This window comes from Capillimicrobium parvum (assembly GCF_021172045.1).
GTDB classification, from domain to species: Bacteria; Actinomycetota; Thermoleophilia; order Solirubrobacterales; family Solirubrobacteraceae; genus Capillimicrobium; species Capillimicrobium parvum.
In genome coordinates this window covers 3,449,023-3,461,945 of the sequence record NZ_CP087164.1, presented here as the reverse complement: position 1 = coordinate 3,461,945, position 12,923 = coordinate 3,449,023, and the positions used below count along the sequence as shown (strand labels likewise).

The 12,923-nt window shown below is 74.0% G+C and carries 11 protein-coding genes; 10 read left to right on the top strand and 1 reads right to left on the bottom strand.

Annotated elements, in window-relative coordinates; all coding sequences use genetic code 11:
• Positions 1-39 precede the first annotated feature (39 nt).
• Complete coding sequence (locus DSM104329_RS16900) at positions 40-831, bottom strand: acetoacetate decarboxylase family protein (protein ID WP_259311021.1); 792 nt, start codon at positions 829-831, stop codon at positions 40-42.
• Between the two features lie 319 nt (positions 832-1,150).
• Between DSM104329_RS16900 and DSM104329_RS16895 the strand changes: the two genes are divergently transcribed.
• From DSM104329_RS16895 to DSM104329_RS16850, 10 genes are all read left to right on the top strand, one after another.
• Entirely contained in the window at positions 1,151-3,091 is a 1,941-nt protein-coding gene (locus DSM104329_RS16895) for a GAF domain-containing protein (RefSeq protein ID WP_259311020.1), read from the top strand.
• 131 nt (positions 3,092-3,222) lie between these two features.
• Positions 3,223-4,293, top strand: coding sequence for a thiolase family protein (locus tag DSM104329_RS16890; RefSeq protein WP_259311019.1), 1,071 nt, complete (start codon positions 3,223-3,225; stop codon positions 4,291-4,293).
• A gap of 89 nt (positions 4,294-4,382) precedes the next feature.
• A complete protein-coding gene (locus DSM104329_RS16885) occupies positions 4,383-5,918 on the top strand; it encodes a class I adenylate-forming enzyme family protein (RefSeq protein WP_259311018.1) in 1,536 nt (511 codons plus the stop codon).
• A 17-nt stretch (positions 5,919-5,935) separates the two neighbouring features.
• Positions 5,936-6,694, top strand: coding sequence for an SDR family NAD(P)-dependent oxidoreductase (locus tag DSM104329_RS16880; protein ID WP_259311017.1), 759 nt, complete (start codon positions 5,936-5,938; stop codon positions 6,692-6,694).
• A 159-nt stretch (positions 6,695-6,853) separates the two neighbouring features.
• A complete protein-coding gene (locus DSM104329_RS16875) occupies positions 6,854-7,900 on the top strand; it encodes a zinc-dependent alcohol dehydrogenase (protein ID WP_259311016.1) in 1,047 nt (348 codons plus the stop codon).
• Positions 7,897-8,586 (top strand): histidine phosphatase family protein, encoded by a 690-nt coding sequence (locus DSM104329_RS16870; RefSeq protein WP_259311015.1) that lies wholly within the window; start codon positions 7,897-7,899, stop codon positions 8,584-8,586. Before DSM104329_RS16875 ends, DSM104329_RS16870 begins: the two co-directional genes overlap by 4 nt.
• Positions 8,587-8,604: 18 nt before the next feature.
• Positions 8,605-9,333, top strand: a complete 729-nt coding sequence (locus DSM104329_RS16865) for an alpha/beta fold hydrolase (protein WP_259311014.1) — start codon at positions 8,605-8,607, stop codon at positions 9,331-9,333.
• Between the two features lie 405 nt (positions 9,334-9,738).
• Positions 9,739-10,356, top strand: a complete 618-nt coding sequence (locus DSM104329_RS16860) for a hypothetical protein (protein ID WP_259311013.1) — start codon at positions 9,739-9,741, stop codon at positions 10,354-10,356.
• Positions 10,357-10,408: 52 nt separating this feature from the next.
• The gene (locus DSM104329_RS16855; protein ID WP_259311012.1) at positions 10,409-12,187 is read left to right on the top strand and encodes a pyruvate, phosphate dikinase; all 1,779 of its coding nucleotides are present in this window, start codon (positions 10,409-10,411) and stop codon (positions 12,185-12,187) included.
• Complete coding sequence (locus DSM104329_RS16850) at positions 12,184-12,909, top strand: PEP-utilizing enzyme (protein WP_259311011.1); 726 nt, start codon at positions 12,184-12,186, stop codon at positions 12,907-12,909. Before DSM104329_RS16855 ends, DSM104329_RS16850 begins: the two co-directional genes overlap by 4 nt.
• Positions 12,910-12,923: the final 14 nt, after the last annotated feature.

The window sequence follows — 12,923 nt, the reverse complement described above, 5'->3', positions numbered from 1 at the left end:
GGGCGGCCCGCCGCGTGCGGCGGGCCGCGTGCCGGCGCGTCAGACCGCGGCGGCCAGGACGGCGGCCTCGGTGTCGAGCGCGCTCCAGTCGTCGTGGCGCCCGTGGTGGAACGGCAGGAACACGTCCGCGGGCGTCGTCGCGACCGCCTCGCAGCTGGCGATCAGGTCGGCCTCGACGAAGCGCGCGCCGAGCACGGACACGATCGGCAGCTCGTCGAGCGGGTCGTGCACGGTGCCGCGCAGGGTCACCGATCCGCTGCCCTCCCGTGCGGCGACCGCGTGCACGTCGAACCTGGCCCTCGTGAGGATCGCGTCCTCCTGCAGCCCGATGCCGTCCGCGTTCGGGCGCGCCTTGAAGTTGAAGTTGTAGCCCTCGGCCTCGAACGGCCCGAGGTCCTTGGACACCGTGGCGTGCAGTTCGATGAGCCGCGTGCCGTGGCGGTCCACGTAGCCGGAGACGACGTTGCCGTGCCGGTAGACGTTGCTCGTCGCGAGCTTCTTGGGCTCGCCGAACAGGTCGCGACCGTAGATGGTCGGGATGTCGCCGTCCATGTACATCGCGAGCACGTAGTCGCCGTCGATGCCGTCGTGGCGCGCCGCCACGTAGATCGCGCCGCCGAAGAAGTCCCCGACGCAGTTGGACTGCCAGCGCCCGACCATCGCGGTGATCCGCGGTTCGCCGGCCGGCTGCAGCGGCGGCGGCAGGATCTGCTCGACGACGGTCGGCTCGGTCAGGAAGTCGACCGACAGCATCTCTCCGTTGACGAACCGGGGATGGCTCAGCGCGTGCTCGATCTTGGCGATCTCGTCCGGCTGCTTGACGAAGCCCATGTGTGCCTCCTGGATGGCGGGATGGGGGCTGCAGCTCACGCTAGACGCGGCGCTCGCGCGCGCGCACGCGCGCGGGTGCGCGCCTTGGAGAACCCACAGCCGGCGGCCACCGCGCGGCTTGCGGGGGGACCCCCGCCGCGGTGTCGTTGTAGGCAGGCCACAACTGCGAGGTGGCGTATCGGTCGTTGGGTACGACGACGAACCGCGCGGGGCCCCGTACATTCGCTCATGGAGCGGTGAGGCGCGAACCCCGCGCCCATCGGTGTCGTCCTGATCCAGGTCAGGGTGGAGAGGAGAGGTCCATGAGGAGGGGCATCCTGTGAGCACCACAGTGCGCACGCGCGCCAAGGCGACGCCGAGCAAGTCCGCGCCCGGCCACGCCGGCAGCGCCAGCCTCCGCCGCGCGCTGGCCGCGTTCTCGCGCGTGGCCGCGGCGGCCGACGACTCGGCGGACCTCGACGGGCTGCTGCACGCGGTCGCGCGGCACATCTGCGAGCTCGTCGGCGTCGAGCGCTGCTCGATCCACCTGCGCGACGAGAAGGCCGGGCTGTTCCTCGGCTGCGTCTGCTACGCCGGCGAGCCGACCCGCGACGCCGACATCAAGCGCTCCCGCGTCGGCGGCCCGTCGGACCGCCTCATCCTCGAGCTGCTGCGCACGAAGCGCCCGGTCATCGTCGACAACGCGCACCAGGACCCGCGCATCATCAAGTCGACGGTCCGCTTCTGGAAGATCCACGCGATCATGGCCGTCCCGATGATCTTCCAGGACGAGGTCATCGGCGTGATCTTCCTCGACGACATGGCCGGGCCGCACGTCTTCACCGGCGAGGACGCGGAGGTGGCCTCGACGTTCGGCGACCTCGCCGCCGTCGCGGTCATGCACGCCCAGTCGCGCGCCGAGCTGCGCGCGCAGGTCGATGCCGCCCAGCGCCACATCAACGCGCTGCGCCGTTCGAGCGTCGTCGACGAGCGCCTCAGCGACCTCGTGCTCCAGGGCGCCACGCTGCACGAGCTGCTCGAGGAGCTCGCCGTGGTGCTCGTCAAGCCGTGCGCCGTGTTCGACGCCGACAACACGCGGCTCGCCACGGCCGCGCCGCCGGGCACGGACGACGGCATCGCTCCCCGCATCCTCGAGTCGCCGTACATCGACCGCCCGGAGGTCCGTGACGCGCTGGCCGCCCACGACGGCAGCCGCGCGTTCGTCGTCGGCCCCCTCCCGCTGGCCGGCGTCATGCACCGCTACGTGATCGCGCCGATCATCGTCGGGGCGGAGACCTGGGGCCGGCTCGTCGTCATGGAGCACAAGTCGCGCTTCGTCGGCGGCGACATGCTCACCCTGCGCCGCGCGGCGACGCTCATCGCGCTGCAGGTCGGCACCGAGCGCCAGGCCATCGAGGCCGACTGGGACGCGGGCGCGTCGCTCGCCGCCGAGGTGCTCGGCGGCTGCTGCGAGGAGACCGTGCTGCGCCGGCGGGCCGAGCGCCTCGGCTTCCGCCTCGACGCGCCGCGCGCCGTGATGCTCATCGGGCCGCGCTCGCGCGCCGGCGCCGCCACGCTCGACTTCCGGGCGGTCGCCGCGGCGCTGCGCAAGGTCGCCCCCGAGCTGAGCGTCCACGCGACGGCGGTCAGCGGCGGCGTCGCCGTCCTCGCCGAGCAGCTGCCGGGGCTCGAGGACGAGGCGTTCACCGCATACCTCAAGGACGTCGTGCGTCGGGTCGGGGCCCAGCTCCCGCGCGGCGACCGGCTCGTCGCGGGCGTGTCGCCGGTGCGCTGCGACCGCGACGGCTACCGCAGCGCGTTCGGCGAGGCGCGCCAGGTCGTCGAGTGCATCCGGCGCTTCTCGCCGCCGGGCGGTCCGGCGATCTTCTCGTCGGCGGACCTGGGCGCGGGCGCGCTGTTCCTGGCCACGTCGGACAACGAGCTCGTCACCGCGTCGGCGGAGCAGACGTTCGGCAGCCTCGTCGACGATCCGTCGAAGGCCGACCTGCTCACGACGCTGTGCTCGTTCTTCGACAACATGGCGTCGATCCGGCGCTGCGCGGCGTGCCTCGACGTCCACGAGAACACGATCCGCTACCGGCTCGCCCGCATCGAGGACCTCACCGGCCTGGCGGTGACGCACGACCCGGACGCGCAGCTGCGCGTGCGCATGGCGCTGCTCGTCCTGCTGCTGCAGGGGCGGCTGCCCGAGCCGAGCCCGGCGGTCGCCGACACGACGCGGCGCTCGTCGCTCGAGGTGGTGCGCGCCGCGGCCACATAGAGGCCCACGAGCCGCGTCGCGATTTCCGACGGGTCGGTTGGGGTTTCGCACAAGCCCCGGACGCGGGGCCTCCACGCCGCCGCTCGCGGTCCATCATCCTCGCGCTCGTCAACGCCGTACCCGAACTGGAGGTGTTCGTGCGCGAGGTCTTCCTCGTCGGCGTCGGGGCGACCGGGTTCGGGCGTTCCGGACGGACCGAAGAGGAGCTCGGCCGCGAGGCGGTCGCCGCCGCGCTGGCGGATGCGGGCCTCGCCGCAAGCGACGTCGCCGCGATGTCGCTGAGCGCCGGGGTGGGCGCGGCGCAGCGCAGCGAGCTGCCGGATCTCGGCCTGGGCACCGAGCGAATCGCCCCGGTCGGGCGACCGACGGCGTGGGCGTCGCGCGCGATGCAGATGGCGTGGCAGGCCGTGGCCGGCGGCGAATACGACGTCGTGCTGTGCGCGGGGATCGGGACCCTCGCGGGCGAGCCCGAGTCCAACGGCACGCTGTTGCACGCGCAGGCCGCGGCGGCGCAGCACTACATGGACGCGAGCGGCGCGACGGAGGAGCACCTCGCGCGCGTCGCCGCGAAGAACCGCACGCTCGGCGCCGACAACCCCCGCGCGCTGCTGGCGACGCGGGTGGACGCCGGCGACGTGATGGGCAGCGAGCTGCTCGAGTGGCCGCTGCGGCGCCTGATGGTGGCCGCGCACGCCGACGGCGCCGCCGCGGTGGTGTTCACGTCGGGTGCCGTGCGGCGGCGGCTCGGTGGCCACGCGGCGCGGGTGCGGGCGTCGGTGCTGCTCGGCGACAGCGACGCAGGCGACGCGATCTCGCGGGCGGCGCTGCTCGCCTACCAGAGCTCGAGCCTGGGCCCCGAGGAGATAGATCTCGCGGAGGTCGACGACAGCACCGCGGCCGGTGAGATGGCCGCGTACGAGGCGCTGCAGTTCGCGCCGCAGGGGCAGGGACCCGAGCTGGTGGAGAGCGCGTTCACCGCGCTGGGCGGCGTGCTGCCGGTCAACACGAGCGGCGGCCTGCTGTCCCAGGGCGAGGCGATCGGCGCGTCGGGCATCGCCCAGGTGTGCGAGATCGCCTGGCAGCTGCGCGGTGAGGCGGGCCGGCGCCAGGTGTCGGGCGCGCGCGTCGGGCTGGCGCTCAGCGCGCGCCGCGCACCGGGCCGCCTGCCGCTCGTCTCCCTGATGATCCTCAGCGGCCGCTGACGGCGCCCCCCGCGGCGCCTTTGGAAACCGCACAACGCCCGCGCGCCCGCCGCCTCCGCGACCCCGCGGCCGCGTGCGACGCTGGCGCCATGCCCGGCGTGCTCAACACGGAGACCCAGACCCTCCCCGAGCTGCTGCGCACGCGCGCGGCCGAGCTCGGCGACGCGCGCTTCGTCCGCGACGACCGGGTGGCCTGGTCCTACGCCGAGTTCCACCACCGGGTGACGGAGATCGCCGCGGGCCTGCGCGCTGCCGGCGTGCAGCGCGGCGACGTCGTCGGCGTCGTCCTGCGCAACGGGCCGGAGTACCTCGAGGTGTGGTGGGCGATCCTCTGGCTCGGCGCCGTCTTCAATCCGGTCAACCCGGACCTGACGCTGCGCGAGGCGATGGGCATCCTCGAGGACTCGGGCGCGAGCACGATCGTCTGCGAGGCCGCCCGCGAGGAGGACTTCGCCGCCGTCCGCGGCGAGCTGCCCGCGCTGCGCGAGCTGGTCGGCGTCGACCAGGCCGCCGGCGACCCGCTCGGCGTCCTGCGCGCGCACGGGACCGTCGCCGACGAGGCCGGCGCCGCTCCGGACGACCTCATGTCGCTCGTCTACACGTCGGGCACGACGGGCCGGCCGAAGGGCGCGATGCTCAGCCACCGCAACTTCATGTCGGACACGCGCATGCTCGGCGAGCTCGTCCCGGTGGTCCGCGGCGACGTCCTCGGCATGGTCCTGCCGCTGTTCCACGTCAACGCCCAGGTCGTGACGACGGTCATGCCGATGCTCATCGGCGCCGAGGTCGCGATGTGGGAGCGCTTCTCGGCCTCGACGTTCTGGGACACGGTCGCGCGCTTCGAGCCGGTGACGTTCTCGGCGGTCCCGACGATGCTCGCCGCACTGCTGCACGCACCCGGCGCCGACGAGGCGGAGACCAACTCGGTCCGCTACGTCGTGTGCGGCGCCGCGCCGCTGTCGCCGGCGATGTTCGAGCGCTTCGAGGCGAAGTTCGGCATCGCGGTGCTCGAGGGCTACGGCCTCACCGAAGGCGCCTGCTGCTCGACGCTCAACCCGTTCCACGGCCCGCGCAAGATCGGCTCGATCGGCCTGCCGGTGCGCGGGCAGGACGTGGTCATCCGCGGCGACGACGGCCGGGCCGCGGGCGACGGCGTCCCGGGCGAGGTGTGCGTCCGCGGGCCGAACGTCATGCAGGGCTATCTCAACCGCCCGGACGCGACCGCCGAGACGCTGCGCGACGGCTGGCTGCACACCGGCGACGTCGGCTACCGCGACGCCGACGGCTACATCTTCCTCGTCGACCGCAAGAAGGACATGATCATCCGCGGCGGCGAGAACATCTACCCGCGCGAGATCGAGGACGTCCTGCTCGAGCACGACGCCGTCCAGGGCGCCGCGGTGGTCGGCCGCCCGGACGCGGTGCGCGGGGAGGAGGTGCACGCGGTCGTCGTGCTGGCCGCCGGGGCCGGCCTGGACGCGGTGGAGCGGCACTGCCGCGAGCGCCTGGCCCCGTTCAAGGTGCCGTCGACCTGGGAGGTCGTCGACGACCTGCCCAAGACCTCGACCGGCAAGATCGACAAGAAGCCGCTGCGCGACCGGGTGCGCTCGGCCGCCACGGCCTGAGAGGAGCAGACGCGCGGATGGGGATCCTGGACGACAAGGTGGTGCTGATCACCGGCGCCGCCAGCGGCATCGGCGAGGCGACGGCGCGGGAGGCGCGCGCGGAGGGCGCGCGGCTGCTGCTCTCCGACGTCGACGAGGCGCGCGGGACGGCGCTGGCGCAGGAGCTCGGCGGCGCGACGTTCGTCGCCTGCGACGTCACCGACGAGAGCCAGGTCGAGGAGCTCGTCGCGACCGCCCAGCGCGAGCTCGGGGGGCTCGACGGCGCGTTCAACTGCGCGGGGATCCTCGGCACGATCGGCATGACGGCCGACACGAGCTTCGAGGACTTCAAGCGCATCTGCGACGTCGACCTCAACGGCGTGTTCCTGTGCACGAAGCACGAGCTGCGGGCGATGCTGGCCGACGGCGGCGGGTCGATCGTCAACATGGCGTCGGCGGCCGGGCTGATCGGCTGGCCGGGCGCCGTCGGCTACGTCGCCGCCAAACACGGCGTCGTGGGCCTCACGAAGGCGGCGGCGCTCGAGTACGCCACAGAGGGAATCCGGGTCAACTCGGTCTGCCCGTCCTACACCGAGACGCCGATGGTCTCCGACCTGTTCGAGAACCTCCTGGGCGGCGACGCGGCCGCGGTGGAGGCCGCGCGCGCCAACCACCCGATCGGCCGCTTCGCCCAGGCGCCCGAGATCGCGTCCGCCTGCGTGTGGCTGCTGTCCGACAAAGCCTCGTTCGTCACCGGCACGGCGATGAGCGTGGACGGGGGCTACACCGCTCCGTAGGACCGATCGTCCCACCCGCCCGGCGCCGACCTCTCCTCCAGCGCTCGGGTGGGTGGGACGCATTGGTGAATCCTCCAAGCCGGGCAACCCGCCCGCGCGGTCGCCGCGCGGCGATCGGACAGCATCGGTCGCAGCGCCAACGGTGAAGGGACGGGTTGCATGAAGGCGGCGGTCTTCCAGGGCATCAAGGACATCCGGGTCGAGGAGGTCGACGACCCGCAGGCGGGACCGGAGGACGTGGTCGTCGCGGTCAGCGTGTGCGGCATCTGCGGCTCGGACCTGCACACCTACGAGCACGGCTCGTTCGTCGCGCCCGGCCAGATCATGGGCCACGAGTTCGCGGGCGAGGTCGTCGAGGCCGGCGACGAGGTCAGCGGCCTGCAGGTCGGCGATCGCGTGACCGCCTCGCCGCTCGTGCCCTGCGGCGACTGCCCTCGCTGCCTCGAGGGCCGCTACAACCTGTGCGCCTCGGCCTGGACCACCGGGCTCGCCTACGGGCGCCCGGGCGCGTTCGCGGAGCGGATCCGCATCCCGCGCTCCATCCCGGGCGAGAACGTCTTCAAGCTCTCCGACGACATGTCAGACGAGCAGGGCGCGACCGTCGAACCCCTCGCGGTCGCCGTCCATGCGGTCAGGCTGGCGGGCGACGTCGAGGGCAGCACGGCGCTCGTGCTCGGCCTGGGCACGATCGGCCAGCAGGTCCTCCAGGTCCTGCGCGCGTACGGCGCGCGCCGCGTCATCGGCATCGACCTCTCCGAGCTGCGCCTGCGGGCGGCGGCCACCCTGGGGGCCGACGCGGTCGATGGCGCGGCGGGCATCGACGCGGCGGTCGACGCCGCGCTCGGCGAGGGCGAGGAGGTCGACGTCGTCTTCGAGTGCTCCGGCGTGCCGGAGCTCGCCAGAGCCGCGCTGGACACGGTCAAGGCCGGGGGCACGATCGTCGTGCTCGCCCTCTACGACGACCCGCTCACGTTCAACCCGACGGCGCTCGTGCAGAAGGAGATCCGCCTGCAGGGCAGCATCGCCTACACGAGCGACGACTTCGGCGAGGCGGTGGCGCTGCTGTCGAGCGGGCGCGCCCAGGCCGACCCGCTCATCACGCACCGCCACGCGCTCGACGACGTCGCGGAGGCGTTCGAGACCCAGATGAGCAAGGACCGCTCGCTGAAGGTCCTCGTCACGCCGGGCGCCCCGCCGTCCTCGTGAGCGACCGCGACGCGTTCCACCAGCACCCGTTCGCGCTGCCGCCGGGGGCGACCGAGGTGATCCTCGTGCGCCACGGTGCCTCGGAGGCGGCGATGGAGGGGGTCAGCTTCCCGCTCGTCGACGGCCACAGCGACCCCGCGCTGTCGGACGGCGGCCACGCCCAGGCCCGGGAGGCCGCGCGCCGGCTGCAGCACGAGGGCATCCACCGCCTCTACGTGTCGACGCTGCGGCGCACGCACCAGACGGCCGCGCCGCTGACCGAGGCGACCGGCCTCGAGCCGACCGTGCTGGCGGACCTCGCCGAGGTCGGCCTCGGCGAGTTCGAGGGCGGCCAGTACCGCATCCGCGCCGCTCGGGGCGACCCGATCATCCGGCAGGTGTTCGACGAGGAGCGCTGGGACGCGATCCCGGGCGGCGAGTCGCGCGAGTCGCTCGGCGCCCGCGTGCGCCGCGCGATCGAGCAGATCGTGGCCGAGACCGGCCCGGACCGGACGGCCGTCGCCGTCGTGCACGGCGCCGTCATCGGCGAGCTCTGCGCGCAGGCCTCCGCCAGCCGCCCGTTCGCGTTCGTGCACGCCGACAACGGCTCGATCACCCGGCTCATCGTGCTGGCCGACGGCCGCTGGCTGCTGCGCTCGTTCAACGACATCTGCCATCTCACCCATCCCACCGGCCCCGCCGGCTGACCGAACGAAGGAGCACGGATGCCCGCGCTGCTGGTCCACGGCAACCCCGACACCGCCCACCTGTGGGACCGGGTCGTCGAGCACCTCGGCCCCTACGGCCAGGAGATCGTCGCGGTCGACCTGCCCGGCTTCGCGGAGCCGGCCGGCGACGACCATCCGGCGACGAAGGAGACCTACGTCGACTGGATCGTCGAGCAGCTCGAGGCGCTGAAGGACCGGGGCGGCCCGGTCGACCTCGTCGGCCACGACTGGGGCTCGCTGCTCGTGCAGCGGATCGCGTCGACGCGGCCCGACCTCCTGCGCTCGGTCGCGGCGGGCGGCGCCGCCGTGGACGTCGACTACCCGTGGCACGAGATCGCCCAGGTCTGGCAGACGCCGGGAGAGGGCGAGCGCTACATGGAGGAGGACCTCACCCCGGAGGTCTCCATCCCGTACCTCGTCGAGCACGGCGTGCCGCAGCAGGATGCCGAGCGCAACGCCTGGCTGACCCCCGGCAACAAGACGGTCATCCTCAAGCTCTACCGCTCGGCCGTGCACATCGGCGCGGAGTGGCAGCCGGATCTCGAGCGGATAGCGGTGCCGGCGATGGTCATCTGGGGGCGCGACGACCCGTACGTGCCGCTCGTCTGGGCCGAGCGCCTGGCGGAGCGCATGCGCGCCGAGCTGGTCGTGCTCGACTGCGGCCACTGGTGGCCGTACGAGCGCCCACGGGAGACGGCCGAGGCCCTGCTGCGGCACTGGAGCTGAGATCCCACGCCGCCCGGCTCACCCCCGCAGATCCCGGCAGCGCACCCTGCATCCGCCAGGGCGGCGGTCGGCACCCCTGGGATCCCCCGGGGGCCCGCCTCCCCGCCGCAGATCTCAGCAGCGCACCCTGCATCCGCCCGGGCGGCGGTCGGCACCCTTGAGATCCCCCGGGGGCCCGCCTCCCCGCCGCAGATCTCAGCAGCGCACCCTGCATCCGCCCGGGCGGCGGTCGGCACCCTTGAGATCCCCCGGGGGCCCGCCTCCCCGCCGCAGATCTCAGCAGCGCACCCTGCATCCGCCAGGGCGGCGGTCGGCACCCCTGGGTGCCCGGATTGTCGAGGTCCACAATCCGGCCGCTCCGCGCGCGCCCGCGCGGAGGGTCGGTGGGCCTACCGTGCCGAACGCATGACCGACGACCTGGAGCTGCTCGCCCTGCACGGGCTCGCCGTCAAGAAGGCCGGCGGGCCCGACGCGGTGGCCGACATCCTCGGAGCGGATGCGGCGACGGTGTCCGGCGCGCTCGACGCCGCGGTCGCCGCGGGGCGGGCGGTCGGCGCGAAGGGCACCTTCATGGTCACGCCCCCGGGGCGCGAGTGGCTGGCCGACCGCTACCCCGAGGCGTTCGCGGGCTTCCGCGCCGACCCGGAGGCGACCGCCGCGTACGAGCGCTTCGAGCGCATCAACCGCGAGCTGCTCGCGCTGTTCACCGACTGGCAGATGATGCCGACCCCCGGCGGCGAGCGGGTGCCCAACGACCACTCCGACGCCGACTACGACCACGGCGTCGTCGACCGCCTCGGACGCCAGCACGAGCGCGCCGAGAAGGTGCTCGACCGCTTCTCGGCCCTGCTGCCGCGGATGGGCGAGTACCGCCGCCGGCTCGACGCCGCCTACGACCGCGTGCTCGCCGGCGAGACCGACTACGTCAGCGGCGCGCGGATCGACAGCTACCACACGGTCTGGTTCGAGCTGCACGAGGACCTCCTGCGCATGCTGGGCCGCGAGCGCGAGGAGGCGCCGTGAGACCCTGCGGGTCCTCACCCACCGCGGTCACGACCCTGCGGGTGGTTGCATCGTGAGCGGCGTCAGCGAGCACGTCATCGTGCTCGACGGCGACACGCTGGCCGATCGCGAGCAGATCGGCAACAAGGGCGCGTCGGTCGCGCGGATGCTCGGCCTCGGCCTGCCGGTCCCGCCGGCGTTCGCCCTGCCGATCGAGGAGTGCCGCCGCTACCACGCGGCCGGTGGGCGCCTCGACGACAAGGTGTGGGCCGCGGTCCTCGAGGGCGTGGCGGAACTCGAGTCCAGGACCGGGCGCCGGCTCGGCGACCCGCAGGCGCCGCTGCTGGTGTCCGTGCGCTCGGGCGCCGCGGTGAGCATGCCGGGGATGATGGACACGATCCTCAACCTCGGCATGACGGAGGCGGTGCGCGAGGGGCTGGCGGCCCTGTCGGGCGACGCGGGCTTCGCCCGCTCGACCCATGTGCGCTTCTGCCACGAGTTCGGCCACACGGTGCTCGGCGCGGACATCGACGATCCGGGCGACGACGCGACGCCCGACGTCGTCTGCGCCGAGATCGAGGAGGACACCGGCGAGCAGGTCCCCGGCGACCCGTACGACCAGCTGCGCGCGGCGATCCACGCCGTGTTCGAGTCGTGGTCCTCGCGCCGCGCGATCGCCTACCGCAAGCACTGGGGGATCCCGCAGGACGGCGGGACCGCGGTGGTGGTGCAGGCGATGGTGTTCGGCAACCTCGGCGAGCGCTCCGGCACCGGCGTGCTGTTCACGCGCGACCCGCTCAGCGGCGCGCCCGAGCCCTACGGCGAGTGGCTGCCCGGCGGCCAGGGCGAGGACGTCGTCAGCGGCAGCCACGACCCGCTGCCGCTCGAAGCGCTGCGCGAGCAGATGCCGGAGGTCCACGACGAGCTGCTCGCGGCCGCCGCGCTGCTCGAGCGCACGAACGGCGACGTGCAGGACATCGAGTTCACCGTCGAGGGCGGCCGGCTGTACCTGCTGCAGACCCGCTCGGCCAAGCGCGCGCCACTGGCCGCGGTCCGCACGGCGGTGGACCTCGCCACCGAGGGCGCCATCGAGCCGGCGCAGGCGATCGCCCGCGTGAGCGCCGAGCAGCTCGCGAGCGTGCTCGCGCCCCGGCTCGCGCGCGAGACCGCCGACGTCGCCGAGGTGCTCGTGCGCGGCGTCGCGGCGTGCCCGGGCGTCGCGTCGGGCCGGGTCGTGGCCGATGCGGACGCGGCCGAGGCGGCGGCGGACGCGGGCGAGGACGTCGTGCTCGCCCGCCCGACCACGAGCCCGGAGGACGTCTCCGGGATGATCGCGGCGCGCGCGGTGGTCACCGAGCGCGGCGGCTCCACGTCGCACGCCGCGGTGGTGACGCGCGCGCTCGGCCGGCCCAGCGTCGTCGGCGTCGGCGAGGGCGCGACCGGCGCGTGGGCGGACCGCGAGGTGACGGTCGACGGCTCGGCCGGAGTCGTGTACGCCGGGCGGCTGGCGACCGAGGAGGTGGGCGAGGACGACGTGCCCGGCCTCGCCGAGCTCGTCGCGTGGGCGCGCGAGCTCAGCCCGACGGCCGTGGTCGACGAGGCCGAGGAGGTCGTCGACCTCGACGAGGCCGGGCTCGTGCTCGACCCCGAGGACGCGCCGGACGCCGGCGCGATCGCGCAGCGGCTGGCCGGCGCGCCCGCCGCCCGCGGCTCGGTGCTCGCCACCGCCGAGGGCGCGCGCGCCGTCGCGCGCAGCGGAGTGCCCGCCGTCGTGCGGCTGCCCGGGCAGCACGAGGCCATCCTGCTCCTGCGCCTCGCGCAGGAGGCCAGTAGATCCGAGGAGGAGAGATGACCGACACCGTGGCGGCCGGGGGCGTGACCCCCTACCCGGACAAGTGGGCCCGCCCGTCGGGCACGCCGATCGTCGAGGCCTACCACACGGCGATCCGCAAGATCGTCGCCGAGCGTCTCGCCGCCAGCGGCAGGACGTGGGAGGAGGCCGTCCAGGACAAGTCGCTGCAGCTCACCCGCGAGGACTTCGAGAAGGTCGAGGCCGAGCTGCTCTCCACCGGCTACCGCTTCCAGATGTCCGCCGTCGTCTCGCTGCAGGAGGAGCCCGACAAGTACGCGGCGCCCGCGGAGCGCGCCGACTCGGGCGCGCAGGACAGCGACGAGCAGGGCCGGCCGATCGTCGGCACGGGCGACAACGTGTTCAAGGCGCGTGCCGACGTCGAGGGCACCGCGCGCTTCGTCTCCGACGTCGAGCGGGTCATGGAGATGCTGACGGAGGGCGTGCCCGAGGGCACGATCGCGGTCATCGACGACTCGGGCGGCACGCTGACCGCCCCGATCCTCGGGGACTTCGCCGCGGTGATCTGCATGGGCGGCACCGTGCGCTCGCACCTCGGCATCCTCACGCGCGAGTACAGCGTGCCGTGCCTGATGGCCGCCGAGCTCGACGGCCTGTCCGAGGGCGACGCGATCGTCGTCGAGTACTCCAAGCCGGCGGCCGACGCCTACGCCGACGCCGCGACCGCCAAGGCGCAGCGCGCCCGGATCATCAAGCTCTCCTGAGAGGACCGCGAGCG